11 protein-coding genes, 1 tRNA gene and 1 pseudogene are annotated in these 13,387 nt (G+C 72.7%); 10 read left to right on the forward strand and 3 right to left on the reverse strand.

Annotated elements, in window-relative coordinates; translation table 11 throughout:
* Window positions 1-87 precede the first annotated feature (87 nt).
* The 4 genes from tmk (at window position 88) to ACZ6D7_RS26010 (ending at window position 6,784) form a co-directional block, all read left to right on the forward strand.
* Complete coding sequence (gene tmk / locus ACZ6D7_RS25995) at window positions 88-3,465, forward strand: dTMP kinase (RefSeq protein WP_469495268.1); 3,378 nt, start codon at window positions 88-90, stop codon at window positions 3,463-3,465.
* Between the two features lie 178 nt (window positions 3,466-3,643).
* Complete coding sequence (locus tag ACZ6D7_RS26000; RefSeq protein WP_469495271.1) at window positions 3,644-4,849, forward strand: DNA polymerase III subunit delta'; 1,206 nt, start codon at window positions 3,644-3,646, stop codon at window positions 4,847-4,849.
* A gap of 183 nt (window positions 4,850-5,032) precedes the next feature.
* A complete protein-coding gene (locus tag ACZ6D7_RS26005) occupies window positions 5,033-6,625 on the forward strand; it encodes an alpha/beta hydrolase (RefSeq protein WP_469495275.1) in 1,593 nt (530 codons plus the stop codon).
* Between the two features lie 85 nt (window positions 6,626-6,710).
* Window positions 6,711-6,784, forward strand: a tRNA-Thr gene (locus ACZ6D7_RS26010).
* Window positions 6,785-6,795: 11 nt separating this feature from the next.
* Here ACZ6D7_RS26010 and ACZ6D7_RS26015 read toward each other — a convergent pair.
* Window positions 6,796-8,088, reverse strand: a complete 1,293-nt coding sequence (locus ACZ6D7_RS26015) for a tyrosine-type recombinase/integrase (protein ID WP_469495277.1) — start codon at window positions 8,086-8,088, stop codon at window positions 6,796-6,798.
* Between the two features lie 146 nt (window positions 8,089-8,234).
* Here ACZ6D7_RS26015 and ACZ6D7_RS26020 point away from each other — a divergent pair, with 146 nt between their 5' ends.
* From ACZ6D7_RS26020 to ACZ6D7_RS26030, 3 genes and pseudogenes are all read left to right on the forward strand, one after another.
* The gene (locus tag ACZ6D7_RS26020; RefSeq protein WP_469495280.1) at window positions 8,235-8,486 is read left to right on the forward strand and encodes a hypothetical protein; all 252 of its coding nucleotides are present in this window, start codon (window positions 8,235-8,237) and stop codon (window positions 8,484-8,486) included.
* Window positions 8,487-8,608: 122 nt separating this feature from the next.
* Complete coding sequence (locus ACZ6D7_RS26025; RefSeq protein ID WP_469495283.1) at window positions 8,609-9,070, forward strand: hypothetical protein; 462 nt, start codon at window positions 8,609-8,611, stop codon at window positions 9,068-9,070.
* A gap of 57 nt (window positions 9,071-9,127) precedes the next feature.
* Window positions 9,128-9,403, forward strand: a pseudogene (locus tag ACZ6D7_RS26030) (IS982 family transposase); the annotation flags it as partial.
* A gap of 246 nt (window positions 9,404-9,649) precedes the next feature.
* Here the strand turns inward: ACZ6D7_RS26030 and ACZ6D7_RS26035 are convergent.
* Complete coding sequence (locus ACZ6D7_RS26035; RefSeq protein ID WP_469495518.1) at window positions 9,650-9,853, reverse strand: DUF397 domain-containing protein; 204 nt, start codon at window positions 9,851-9,853, stop codon at window positions 9,650-9,652.
* A gap of 8 nt (window positions 9,854-9,861) precedes the next feature.
* Window positions 9,862-10,713, reverse strand: coding sequence for a helix-turn-helix domain-containing protein (locus ACZ6D7_RS26040; RefSeq protein WP_469495286.1), 852 nt, complete (start codon window positions 10,711-10,713; stop codon window positions 9,862-9,864).
* A 207-nt stretch (window positions 10,714-10,920) separates the two neighbouring features.
* Here ACZ6D7_RS26040 and ACZ6D7_RS26045 point away from each other — a divergent pair, with 207 nt between their 5' ends.
* Genes ACZ6D7_RS26045 through ACZ6D7_RS26055 form a run of 3 tightly spaced genes read left to right on the forward strand, consistent with a single transcriptional unit; the run spans window position 10,921 to window position 13,294 of the window.
* Window positions 10,921-11,361: an ATP-binding protein gene (locus ACZ6D7_RS26045; RefSeq protein WP_469495289.1), complete on the forward strand. Its 441-nt coding sequence runs from the start codon at window positions 10,921-10,923 to the stop codon at window positions 11,359-11,361.
* Window positions 11,362-11,386: 25 nt separating this feature from the next.
* Window positions 11,387-12,085 carry a TetR/AcrR family transcriptional regulator gene (locus ACZ6D7_RS26050; protein WP_469495292.1) on the forward strand — a complete coding sequence of 233 codons (699 nt, stop codon included), beginning with the start codon at window positions 11,387-11,389 and terminating at the stop codon, window positions 12,083-12,085.
* 27 nt (window positions 12,086-12,112) lie between these two features.
* Window positions 12,113-13,294, forward strand: a complete 1,182-nt coding sequence (locus ACZ6D7_RS26055) for an FAD-dependent oxidoreductase (RefSeq protein WP_469495295.1) — start codon at window positions 12,113-12,115, stop codon at window positions 13,292-13,294.
* The last annotated feature ends 93 nt before the right edge of the window (window positions 13,295-13,387 follow it).

Genomic DNA, 13,387 nt, shown 5'->3' on the forward strand with positions numbered 1-13,387 from the left:
AACGCCCCGGCATCACTTTGGTGTCGGGGCGGTCGTACGTGCGGACGGGCGCCCCGGGGTGTCAGTCGCTGCCGATAGGCTGAAAGCATGACGCGAGCCGAGCAGCCAACGGCCCACCACCCGGCCCCGGACGACGCCCTGGTGTCCGACTCACGCGAGCGCGCCGTGCGCGCCCTCCTGCGCGAGCCTCAGCTCAAGCGGTTGTGGAGCGCGCAGCTGGTGGGTGGTGTGGCGGACGCGCTGGCCCTGCTGGTGTTCGTCCTCCTCGCCCTCCAGGCGGCCATCGCCGAGGGCTCCTTCGGGGCCGGCTACCGGGGCGTGGCGTTCGCGGTGGCCACCGTGTTCGCCGTACGGATTCTGGCCACCCTGCTCTTCGGCGCGGTCCTCCTCGGCCCGCTCACCTCGCTCACCTCCCCGGAGGGCCCGCTCGACCGGCGCTGGACCATGGTCGGCGCCGACGGTGTGCGCGCAGCGCTGCTGCTCGTCGCGCCCCTGTGGATCGACTGGATGGCGGACGACGCGCTGGCCCTGCTGCTGGTCACCGTCTTCGTGACCGGCGTCGCCGAGCGCTTCTGGACGGTCGCCCGAGAGAGCGCCGCCCCCGCGCTGCTGCCCGCCCCGCCCCTGGAGGGAGCGACGGTACGGCCGCTGCCGGACCACATGGACGCGCTGCGCCGGCTCTCGCTGCGCACGGGCTTCCTGGCCATCCCGCTCGGCGCTGCCGCGCTGGTCGTGGCCTCGCTGGTGAACAACCTGCTGGGCGCGGGCATCGACTGGTTCGCCCAGCACCAGGCGGCCCTCGCGTCGTACGTCGCCGGGGGGCTCTTCGCCGGGTCCCTCTCCGTCGTCGTCTTCCTGGAACTGCCCTCGACGCGCACCCCGCGCGCGCGGTCCCCGCTCGAGGGCCTGCGCCGGCCCCGTACGGCCACCGGTGTCGACGCCGGCCGCACGGGCGCCATCCCGCTGCTGGTCCTCGCCTGCGCGGCCGTCGCCGGGGCGATCGCGGCCGCCGTCGCCGTGGCCGTCCTGCACGCCAAGGACCTGGGCGGCGGCCCGGTGCTCTACGGGCTGCTGGTGCTCGGGCTGACCGGCGGGGTCGTCGTCGGCGTGCGGACGGCACCGAAGGTGCTGGTGTCGCTGTCGCGGCGCCGGCTCCTCGCGCTGGCCATCGCCTTCACCGGCGTGGCCCTGCTGGCCGCCGGTCTGGTCCCGGACGTCACCACCGTGCTGCTGCTCACCGGCCTGGCCGGCATCGGCGCGGGCGTCGCCGCCAACACCGGGCACGCGCTGCTCGACCAGGAGACCGAGGACAGCCGCCGGACGCGGACCACGGAACACCTGCACGCGGTCGTCCGGGTGTTCGTGGCGCTGGCCGCGCTGATCGCCCCGCTGGTCGCGGCGCTGATCGGCCCTCACCGCCTGGAGAGCGGCAAGTTCGTGTTCGCGCACGGCGGCGCCGCGTTCACCCTGATGCTCGTCGGCGCGCTGCTGCTGCCGGTGGCCGCGCTGGTGCTCGCCAAGGTCGACGACCGTTCCGGCGTCCCCCTGCGCAACGACCTGCGGGACGCGCTGCTCGGCGGCGACGACCCGGTGCAGGCCCCGGCCACGACCGGCTTCTTCATCGCCCTGGAGGGCGGCGACGGCGCCGGAAAGTCCACCCAGGCCGAGGCGCTCGCCGAGTGGATCCGGGCCAAGGGCCACGAGGTCGTCCTCACGCGCGAGCCGGGGGCCACTCCCGTGGGCAAGCGGCTGCGCTCGATCCTGCTGGACGTGTCGTCCGCGGGTCTCTCGCACCGCGCGGAGGCGCTGCTGTACGCGGCGGACCGCGCGGAGCACGTCGACACGGTCGTCCGGCCCGCCCTGGAGCGCGGCGCGGTCGTGATCACCGACCGGTACATCGACTCGTCCGTCGCCTACCAGGGCGCCGGCCGTGACCTCTCCCCGACCGAGATCGCCCGTATCTCGCGCTGGGCGACGGACGGCCTGGTCCCGCATCTGACGGTGCTGCTGGACGTCTCCCCGGAGGCCGCCCGCGAGCGGTTCACGGAGGCGCCGGACCGCCTGGAGTCGGAGCCGGCGGAGTTCCACACGCGTGTGCGCTCCGGTTTCCTCACCCTGGCCGCCGCCGACCCCGGCCGCTACCTGGTCGTCGACGCGGGCCAGAAGCCCGAGGCCGTCACCACCGTCGTACGGGCCCGGCTCGACCGGATGCTGCCGCTGTCCGAGGCCGAGATCCAGGCCCAGGAGGAGGCGCGCAGGAAGGCCGAGGAGGAGGCCCGCCGCAAGGCCGAGGAAGAGGCCGCCCGCAAGGCCGAGGAGGAGCGCCTGGAGCGCGAGCGCCAGGAGCAGCTCGCCAAGCTGCGCGCCGAGGAGGAGGAGCGCAAGAGGCGCGAGCTGGAGGAGGCGCAGCGGCGCGAGGCCGAGCGTCAGGCCGAGGAGGCCCGTCGGCGCGCCGAGGAGGCGCAGCGGCGCGCGGAGGAGGAGCGCAAGCGGCTCCTCGCCGAGGAGAAGGCCCGCGCCGAGGAGGAGGCCCGCCGCAAGGCGGAGGAGGAGCGGCGCCGCAAGCAGGCCGAGGAGGAGGCGCGGCTGCGCGCCGAGGCCGAGGCGCGGCGCCTGGAGAAGCAGCGCAAGGCCGAGGAGGCCCTGCTGCGGGCCGAGGAGGCCCGGCGGGCGGCGGAGCAGGCCGCGGCGGCGGCGCAGGTCGGCCCCCGTCCGACGCCTCCGGCGCCGCCGGCGGCCGCTCCGGTCCCGTCGGAGGCGGTGACCGTGCCCACCCCGGTCGTGACGCCGGCGGACGCGGCGCGTGGCTCGGTGGAGGAGACCGCGAAGCTGCCCCGGATCCGGATGGACAAGGATCCCGAGCCCACCCGCGCGCGGATGGACAAGGATCCGGAGCCGGCCAGGGCGCGCCTGGAGAAGGACCCGGAGCCCGCTCGGGCGCGGTTCGACAAGGACCCGCTGGAGCAGCCGTCCGGGAGGACCGGCGGGACGTCGTCGGCGTCCGCCCAGGGCTCGGACACCGAGGTGACGGCGGAGCTGCCCCAGCCTCCGGTCCCGCCCACGGCTCCCACGACTCCAGTGACGCCCTCGGCTCCCGTGACCTCCGCGGTCGACGAGACGGCTGTACTGCCCCCCGTGCCCCCGGCGGGTGCCGCGGACGAGACGGCCGTCCTGCCTCCGGTGCCTCCGGCGGGCGGGGACAGGCCCGCGGACCGGGTGCCGCCCGGGTTCTTCCGCGACGAGCGGCCGGGCGTCGGGCCGGACGGGTCCGAGGACCGTACGCGTGAGATGCCGCAGGTCGACGAGGAGGGTGCGCCCCGGCGGCGGCCGCGCCCGGACTGGGCCGAGGAGACCCCGCTGGACGACCTGCCGTCGCTCGCGGACGAACTGCTGGGCCCGCGCCGGGACGACGACGGCTTCGACGACGGCCGGGACGGCGGGCGCGGGCGGGGCCGGCGGCGCTGAGCGCGTGCCGGGGGTGCCGGGTGCCAGGTGCTGCCTGCCGAGTGCCAGGTGCCGGAGCCGGTCGGGTGGGCGGGTGGACCGCGTTGTCAGTGGTCCCCCGCACAATGGAAGCGACCACCACAACCGGCGCATTTCAGCGGCCGGGCGCGGACGACGTGACGGAAGGACGGCGTGACCCATGACCGTGTGGGACGACCTCGTCGGGCAGGAGAAGGTCAGCGACCAGCTGGCCGCCGCCGCCCGGGACGCCGACGCGCTCGTCACCGCGGTCGCCACCGCCGCCCCGCGGCCCGAGGCGTCGAGGATGACCCACGCCTGGCTGTTCACCGGCCCGCCCGGTGCGGGCCGGACCCAGGTGGCGCGGGCCTTCGCCGCCGCGTTGCAGTGCGTGAGCCCGGACCGGGCGCTCGGCGGCGCCCCGGGCTGTGGGTTCTGCGACGGCTGTCATACGGCGCTCATCGGCACCCACGCCGACGTCACCACCGTCGCCGCCGTGGGCACGCAGATCCTTGCCGAGGACATGCGCGACACGGTCCGCAAGTCGTACACCTCGCCCGCCACGGGCCGCTGGCAGGTCATCCTCGTCGAGGACGCCGAGCGGCTGAACGAGAAGTCGGCCAACGCCGTCCTGAAGGCGGTCGAGGAGCCCGCCCCGCGGACGGTCTGGCTGCTGTGCGCGCCCTCCCTGGAGGACGTGCTGCCCACGATCCGCTCCCGCTGCCGCCACCTGAACCTGCGCACGCCGTCCGTCGACGCCGTCGCCGACATGCTCGTACGGCGCGAGGGCATCGAACCGGCCGTCGCCGCGGCCGCCGCCCGCGCCACCCAGGGGCATGTCGACCGGGCCCGGCGCCTGGCCACCGACCCGGCCGCGCGCGAGCGCCGCGCCTCCGTGCTGAAGCTGCCGCTGCGCGTCGAGGACGTCGGCGGCTGCCTCAAGGCCGCACAGGAGCTGGTCGACGCGGCGGCGGAGGACGCCAAGGTGCTCGCCGAGGAGATGGACGGCAAGGAGACCGAGGAGCTGAAGGCGGCCCTGGGCGCGGCCCAGGGCGGCCGGATGCCGCGCGGTACGGCGGGCGTGATGAAGGACCTGGAGGACAAGCAGAAGCGACGGCGCACGCGCACCCAGCGCGACAGCCTCGATCTGGCGCTCACCGACCTCACCGGCTTCTACCGCGATGTCCTCGCCCTCCAGCTCGGCTCCCGCATCGCGATCGCCAACGGGGACGCCGAAGACACCCTGGAGCGTCTCGCCCGCGGCAGCACACCGGAAGCCACCCTGCGCCGCATCGAGGCGATCGGCGCGTGCAGAGATGCCCTCGACCGGAACGTGGCGCCGCTGCTGGCGGTGGAGGCGATGACGATGGCGCTGAGAGCGGGCTGACGGAGGCCCGGCCCGCGGGGCTGCGGACGGGGCTGAGGACGGGCCGCGGCGGGCGGGGCCGGTGGCGGCCGTCGCGCGGGCGGAGTGAGTGTCGCGCGTCGACCGTGGTTGACGGCGTACCTCGTCCGTGGCACTTCGTGCACGTAAGGCGTTCGTGTCATCGCGCAGAGTTACGCTCGCGGAATGCACACCAGGCGCTCTCCCCGCAGGTTCCCGCGCAGGTCCCCCCGTAGGTCCTTCACCGGCGTCACCCTTCTCTCCCTCGCGGCGCTGCTCGTCCCGGCCTGCTCCACCGGGGGTGCCGCGACGTCGGCGGGTTCGGCGGCGCGGGCGGAGCTGGCCGCGCTGCCGAGGGCGACGCCGTCGGCGCTGGCGCCGTACTACGGGCAGAAGCTGGGCTGGCACTCCTGCGGCGTCCCTGGTTTCGAGTGCGCGACGATGAAGGCGCCGCTCGACTACGCCCGCCCGGGCGAGGGGGACGTCCGGCTCGCGGTCGCCCGGAAGAAGGCATCGGGACCGGGCGAGCGGCTCGGCTCCCTGCTGGTGAACCCGGGCGGACCGGGCGGTTCGGCGGTCGGCTACCTCCAGGGGTACGCGGGGATCGGCTACCCGGCCGAGGTCCGCGCCCGGTACGACATGGTCGCGGTCGACCCGCGCGGCGTGGCCCGCAGCGAGCCCGTGCGCTGCCTCGACGGGCGCGAGATGGACACGTACACGCAGGCCGACGTCACCCCCGACGGCCAGCGGGAGACCGGGGAACTCGTCGGCGCGTACAAGGAGTTCGCGGAGAGCTGCGGCGCCCACTCCGCCCGGCTGCTGCGGCACGTCTCGACCGTCGAGGCGGCCCGCGACATGGACGTACTGCGGTCGGCGCTGGGGGACAGGCGGCTGACGTACGTGGGGGCGTCGTACGGGACGCTGCTCGGGGCGACATACGCCGGGCTGTTCCCGGAGCGGGTGGGGCGGCTGGTGCTGGACGGCGCGATGGACCCGTCGCTGCCAGCCCGCCGGATGAGCCTGGACCAGACGGCGGGCTTCGAGACCGCGTTCCGGTCGTTCGCGAAGGACTGCGCGCGGCGGAGCGACTGCCCGCTGGGCGCCAAGGAGGCCGAGGTCGGCCGCAACCTCAAGGCGTTCTTCCGCCGCCTCGACACGCGCCCCGTCCCCACCGGCGACCCGGACGGCCGCCGCCTCGGCGAGGCGCTCGCCACCACCGGCGTGATCGCCGCGATGTACGACGAAAGCACCTGGGAGCAGCTGCGCGGGGCGCTGACCTCGGCGATCGAGGAGAACGACGGCTCGGCTCTGCTCGTCTTCTCCGACAGCTACTACGAGCGCGACGGCGACGGCCGCTACGCGAACATGATGTCCGCCAACGCGGCCGTGAACTGCCTCGACCTCCCGGCGGCCTTCTCCGGCCCCGAAGACGTACGGAGGGCGCTGCCGTCCTTCGAGAAGGCGTCCCCGGTCTTCGGCGAGGGCCTCGCCTGGGCCTCCCTTAACTGCACGTACTGGCCGGTGCGCGCCACGGGCGAGCCGCACCGCATCCAGGCGAAGGGCGCCGCCCCGATCGTCGTCGTCGGCACCACCCGCGACCCGGCGACCCCGTACCGCTGGGCCCAGGCCCTCTCCCGCCAGCTCTCCTCGGCCCGCCTCCTCACCTACGCCGGAGACGGCCACACCGCGTACGGCCGCGGCAGCGCCTGCATCGACTCCACGATCGACGCCTACCTCCTCCACGGCACGCCCCCGGCCCCCGGCAAGCGCTGCCGGTAGCCCTCGCTCCGGGGGTGGTCAGAGCACTCCCGGAAACTGTGTAGACTTACCGACGTTGCTGATCGCACCATAGTGCGGACAGCGCGCCGCCTTAGCTCAGATGGCCAGAGCAACGCACTCGTAATGCGTAGGTCTCGGGTTCGAATCCCGAAGGCGGCTCTGTGGAAGCCCTAGGACTCACTCGCCGTGACCTGGGGCTTTTGCTTTTGCCGGATGCGCCGACGGCGCTGAGCGCGGGGCGTGCGGCTGTCGAGGGTCTCAGTTTTGGTTTCAGTGGGGCCCGGGGCGGGCGCCGGGGGAGTAGGCGCGAAGAACTCGCCCATGCGCCGCATCGCGTCCTTCGACAGGTGTGATCTGCCCTTCACGTACCGCCTCGTCTGGCTGATCTGTGTGTGCCGCAGGATCTCCATGATCGTGGGCATGTCTACGCCCAGCTCGTTCAGGATCGTGCCGGCCGTGTGGCGGCTCCCGTCGTACAGGCGGCGGTCGTCGATCCCGGCCTCGGCGAGCAGCTGCTTGAACTCCTCGTAGTCGGCGCGCGGGTCGAGGGGGTGCCCGTCCGGCCGGGAGAACACGACGCGGTGTTCCTGCCACAGCTCCCCGGCGGCGGCTCGCATCTCTTCCTGGAGTGCCTTGTGGTCGCGCAGCCATCGGGCGTAGGCCATGGTCGACTTGACGTCGACTCCGGGGCGCACATGGTTCGCGGAGTGCATCGCACCCCGGTAGATCCAGTGCTCGCCCCTGGTCGTGCCAACGGTTCGGGTGGTTGGGAGGGCTTCGCGGGCCCAGTCGATGGCGGCCGCGTCGTCGAGGTCGACCACGGTCAGTGCGGCGCCCCCGGGGTGGCAGGCGAGGGCGGCGGCACGGAGCCACGCGGACGCCCACACCGGGGAGGTGAGGGTGCCTGGGTCGGTGGTGGCTGCGGCCCACGCGTGGCAGACGTCTGGGCACAGGCAGGGGCCGGCGGTCTTCATGTTCGGCCGTCCGCCGCCCGCGCTGGCGGTGCAGTTGGGGCAGTTGCCGAACGGGACCTTCCCCGCCCGCAACGGCAGTACGGGTACCCCGTGCTGGGCGAGCGCGAGCGCCGTGTCGAGCAGGGGCAGGGGGCTCACGCGGCCACCCCCCAGCGCGGGGGCGAGGGTGGCGAGGAACGCGCGGCCGATCCATTCGGTGTAGGCGGGCGGGAGGGCCTCGCGCAGCCTGAGGTGGTTGGTGGACCAGTCGATGCGCTTCGCCTCGCGGATCTCGGTGACGGTGGCCTTGCCTCCGCCAGCGCCGTAGGCGGCGACGTACGGGCCGTCCCGGTACTCGCCGTGGCGCCACCCGCGCACGTAGCCCCGGTGGGGGTGGACCGGCTGCGCGGTCGTCCATCCGCCGAGTTCGAAGTAGCGGTGCATGAGCACGGCCGGGCCGAACTGTTCCCCGCACAGGCGGACGTCCTTGCGTACCTCGGAGCCGGGCACGTTCTCGATGACGTACGGCCGCCCGGTGGCCTCCAGCGCTTCGCGGGTCGGGGCGATGAGGCGGGGTAGGTGCGGCCGATCGCCGCGTTGCGGGCGGCGTTCGTGCCCTTGGTCGGGGCGCCCTCGCCCTGGCACGGTGGGGACGCGTGGCTGAAGACGAACTCGTGCCCGTGGGCGCGGATGAACTCGATCGCGTCGCCCTGGTGGAAGGCGTCGCCCCGGTAGTCCGGCTGTGCCTGGATGTCGACACCGGTGATGTGGCAGTTCTCGAACGCGCGCCGGTAGCCCTCGGTGCCGCCGCCGATGCACGAGTAGGCGTCGAGCACCCGAAGGGGTTCGATCCGGGAGAGCAGGGCGAGGGCTCGCCCGATGGGGGTGGGTTGCTGCATGCTGGATGACCTCCAACAGGTCGGTTGCTGGCTGGTTGGGCAAGGGCGGCCCCGGGCTTTGGCGAGAACGAGGGCCGCCCTGCGTCGTTGGCTCGCTTGGACGAACGCTGGTGTCGTGAGGGGCGGTGCGAGTGGAATGGACTGCGCTGGTCAGCACCCTTGCGGGAGGCGGTATCGCCACGCTTTCAGCGGGAGCGCTTGAGTTCTGGCGATCGAAACGGCAGAGGGTTGACCAGAACACCGAGAACAAGCGGGTTCTCTACGGCTCGTATCTGGCGGTCTTGTCCAAGACGCGACACACATTGGGTGCTCTGGCACGAGCGAGGGAAATGCAGTCGACGGAGCGCGCAGCGGCAGTCTGGGATGCCTACGTGCTGTGCATCAGCCGTCGCTACGAGGTTGAGATCACGGCACCGACACGGGTTGTGGCTGCGGCGGAGAACACCCACCACGCGTTCCGCGATCTGTGTGTTGCGGTCGCAGACGGCGTGACGAACGACAGCGACGAATACGCGCAACTCCGGCAGGCTTACAAGGAGGCTCATTCGTTGCTGCGGCGTGCCATGAGATCTGACCTCGGCGCTGAGCCCTAGACGAGTAGTTCCGATTGCGGGGTTCTCAGACGGAGGGAGGGTGTCCAACATCGGGTTGTGACGACCGATTTAGACACCCTCTTGACGGCACTGTACGTGCATGTCGATGACCGTTTGAAGACCTCGCGGTGGCGCGGGCGTCCGCCGTGGCTGACTGATGCCGAGCTGGTGACCCTGGCGGTGGCCCAGGCCGTGCTGGGCTTCCACTGCGAGGCCGGCTGGCTGCGCTTCGCCCACGTCCACCTGCACCGGATGTTCCCCTACCTGCCCCAGCGGCCCGCCTACAACAAGCGGCTGCGAGCCGCGCTGCCCCTGGTCAAACGGGCCATCCGGTCGACTTTCGGGGTGTGGTCCGCGGCGTGGAGGTGTTCCGCCCCGAGCGGGACGTCGAGGTCGTGTTCCAGGGCATCTCCGTCTTCGCGGAACCCGCGGACGTCGTCGTTGCGCGGCTCGCCGAGAGTCACCGGTTGGACATCGAGGACGACGGACTGAACGTCACGGCTCCGGAGCTGTTCATCGGCTTCTGGAGGACGCACCCGGCCGCCGCTGGTTCGAGTCCGCTCTCGTCGCCGCCCCTGGTTATGGGGTCTGATCGGTCAGTGCGGCGGCGTGTATGCCTGCCAGGAGGTGGGCCAGGGCCGCGGGGGCGGTCGTGAGGACCGTGGTCGGGGTGTCGCTCTCGCGGAGGTGGCGGGTGGTGGGGGTGGAGGTGAGTTCGAGGCAGTTGTTGCCGTCGCCGAAGCCTGAGAAGGACGACTTCTGCCAGTCGCCGGGGGCCGTCATAGCGTGCATCACAGTTCCTTCGCCAGCCTATGGATGAAGTCACGCGAACGTTCGGGGTTCAGTGACACTGCTTCCACCTTACGAAAGAGCGTTCGAAGCGCGCCTAGTTGAGCCTCTGCGTCGATGTAGGCCGTGCCGTGGGGCGTGTCACGCAATGCCGTATCCAGCTTGGGCAACGTCCCTCCCGCGTACGCCATTGCGCTTGCGGCACCGGCGAAGCCGTCCAGGTCGAAGGGAATGACGCGTACGGTGACCTGGTCCGCCTCGGAGAGTTCCAGGACGTGAGCGAGCTGAACGCGTGAAGCGGTCCGGTCGCCGACTCTGATGCGGAGCGCCGACTCGTGGATCACCGCTTCATACGGGACCGGGTTGGGGTCCTCGAAGACGACCTTCCGGTCCATCCGGTGGCGCACGCGCAACTCAAGGTCTCCGTAAGGCAGTTCCGGGACCCGGTAGGAGAAAATGGCGCGGGCGTAGTCCTCCGTCTGAAGCAGGCCGGGGATGTACAGAAACTCCACGTCATGCCGGTAGGTGGCGTGGTGCTCCAGCTCGGCGAGGTCCAGGAAGGGCATGGGCAGCAGCCCCCGGTACTTCTCCCACCAGCCCTGGGTCCTGTCGGAGGCCATCGCGACCAGGGCATCGATGAACGCCTCGTCCAGACAGGCGTAGTGGGATGCCAAGCTGCGCAAGCGTTCCTCGCTCACGCCTGCGACTCCGGATTCCATCTGGCTCATCTGGGCCGAGTCCGACCCGATGAGGGCGGCCGCTTCGCGCGCCTTGAGGCCTGCGGCCTCACGCAGTTTGCGCAGTTCGGCACCTAGGCGTTCCTGGCGTGCGGTGGGCTGCCGTCTACGCGGCATGGGTTCCTCCTAGCCCCAACTGCCCTGGGGGCAGCGACTCGTTCGAGGGGAAGATTACGGCAGCGGCTTGCGGCGTCCCAAATTTTACCCGTACCGTCAGTGACGCGACGTACACGCTGCGGAAGTGCACCGCCCCGTCCTGCCGTGACGGCTGCGGCACTGCCACCGCGCGCCCAAGACCCACCTCACCCCACCCGGAGCTGTCCCATGCCCGAAACCGGCCGCGCCCCCGACTCCTGGGAGTACACCCTGTACATCCCCACCGACCCCCGCGCCGTCACCCTCTGCCGTCGCACCCTGCGCCTGATCCTCTCCCTCCATCACCTCACCCACCTCACCGACACCGCCGAGCTGCTGACCTCCGAGCTGGTCTCCAATGCCGTAACGCACACCAAGGGCCCCGCCGCCCTCCGGATCCGGTACCGCGACGGCGTCCTCCAGATCGGTGCCTGGGACGCCGACCCCCAGCCCCCTGAGCCACCCGGCAAGTTCGACGGACTCGTCGACGCCGAGAGCGGGCGGGGCTTCGCTCTCGTCCGGGCCTGTGCCGACACGTGGGGCTGGCAGCCGATGTCCCGGCTGGGGCGTCGCGGGAAGCTCGTGTGGGGTGACCTGTCGGCGGCGCGAGGCGAACGAACTTGTTCGTAACGAACATGTTCGTTACGGTGGAGGCATGAGCCCACTTCCTCCAGAATCCGAATCCGCCCCGCGAAGCCGCCGCGAGCGGCCCGCGAAGGCCGCCCTCACGTACGACGGCATCGTCGCCACGGCCGTACGGCTGATGCGGGCCGAAGGGCTCGGCCGGGTCACCATGCGGCGGCTCGCGCAGGAGCTGGACACCGGGCCCGCCTCGCTCTACGTGTACGTGCGGAACACGGCCGAGCTGCACGCGGCCGTGCTCGACGCCCTTCTCGGCGAGGTGGCCCCGCCCCCGGCGGACGGCGACTGGCGGGACCGGATCGCCGCCGTCCTCGGCTCGTACACCGAGGTGCTCTTCGCGCACCCGAGCCTCGCGCAGGCCGCGCTCGTCGCCCGGCCGTACGGGGCGCACTACCTCGCGCTGGTCGAGACGCTGCTGCGCCTCCTCCACGAGGGCGGGGTGCCGGACGAACAGGCCGCCTGGGGGGTCGACGTGCTGCTCCAGGTGGCGACCGCGACCGCGGCCGAGCACGCCGTCCGGGACGCCGACGGGGGCGCGGCTGCCGAGGAGGCTGCGGCCGCCCAGGCCCTGCGCGGCGCGGACCCGGAGCGGTATCCGCGCATCGCCGCGACGGCAGGCGAGCTGCTGGGCGGCACGCCGCAACAGCGGCTCGCATGGATCTTCCGATCGGTGGTCAACGGGGTCGCGAGCACACCGCGCGACCCGCGCTGACCGCCCCCACGCGAATCGAGGTCTGCCATGAACGTCCAGAACACCGACCAGCACACTGACGGGAATGCCGGTCGGAACACCGGTCGGAACACCCCTCACCACGAGATCGCCGTCGTCGGCGGCGGCCTCGGCGGGCTCACTCTCGCCCGCGTCCTGCACGTCCACGGAATCGACGCCGCGGTCTACGACCTGGAACCCTCGCGGGACGCCCGCAGCCAGGGAGGCATGCTCGACCTCCACGAGGAGTCGGGCCAGGCGGCGCTGCGGGCGGCCGGCCTCTCCGAAGGGTTCGAGCGACTCGTACTGCCCGGCGGACAGGCCACCCGGGTCCTCGACCGGCACGCCACCGTGCTCTGGGAGGAGGCCGACGACGCCGACGGCGGCCGCCCCGAGGTGGAGCGCGGCCGGCTGCGCGACCTGCTGCTCGACGCGCTGCCCGAGGGCACGGTGCGGTGGGGAGCGAAGGCCACAGACGTACGTGCCCTGCCGGGCGGTCGGCACGAGGTGACCCTCGCCGACGGCCGGGTCTTCATCGCCGATGTACTGGTCGGCGCGGACGGCGCCTGGTCGAAGGTGCGCCCCCTGGTGTCGTCGGCACGGCCCTCGTACACCGGGATCTCCTTCGTCGAGGGCGACCTCGACGACGCCGACTCGCGGCATCCGGTGAGCGCGGCCGTCGCCGGCGGGGGTTCGCTGTTCGCGCTCGGGGCGGGGTGCGGCATCTTGGCGCACCGGGAGCCGGACGGCAGTGTGCACGTCTATACGGCGGTGCGCGTTCCGGAGGAGACCTTCACCGCGTACGGGAAGGACGTCCCGGCCGCCGATGTCCTCGCGTACTTCGAGGACTGGGACGACACACTGCGGGCCCTGATCGCCGACGCCGACCACGGGCTGCTGCCCCGGCCGGTGCACGCGCTGCCGGTGGGGCATCGCTGGGAGCGGGTGCCGGGCGTGACGCTCCTCGGTGACGCCGCGCACCTGATGTCGCCGTTCGCCGGGGAGGGCGCCAACCTCGCGATGATCGACGGCGCCGACCTCGCCCGCGCGCTCGCCGACCACCGCGACGACCCGGAGAAGGCCCTCGCGGCGTACGAGGAAGCGATGTTCGCGCGGGCCGAGACGGCCGCGCGGGAGTCGGCGGACAGTCTGGACATGTGCTTCGCGGAGGACGCGCCGAGGGGACTGGTGGAGATGTTCGCCTCCCACTGAGCCCGGTCTCTCCGGTCTCTCCGGTCTCTGGGCCTCCGGCTTCTGGGCCTCGGGGTCTCCGGCCTCCAGGCCTCCGGGCCTCCCGCCTCGATC

This window comes from Streptomyces sp. NPDC041784, from assembly GCF_055591025.1.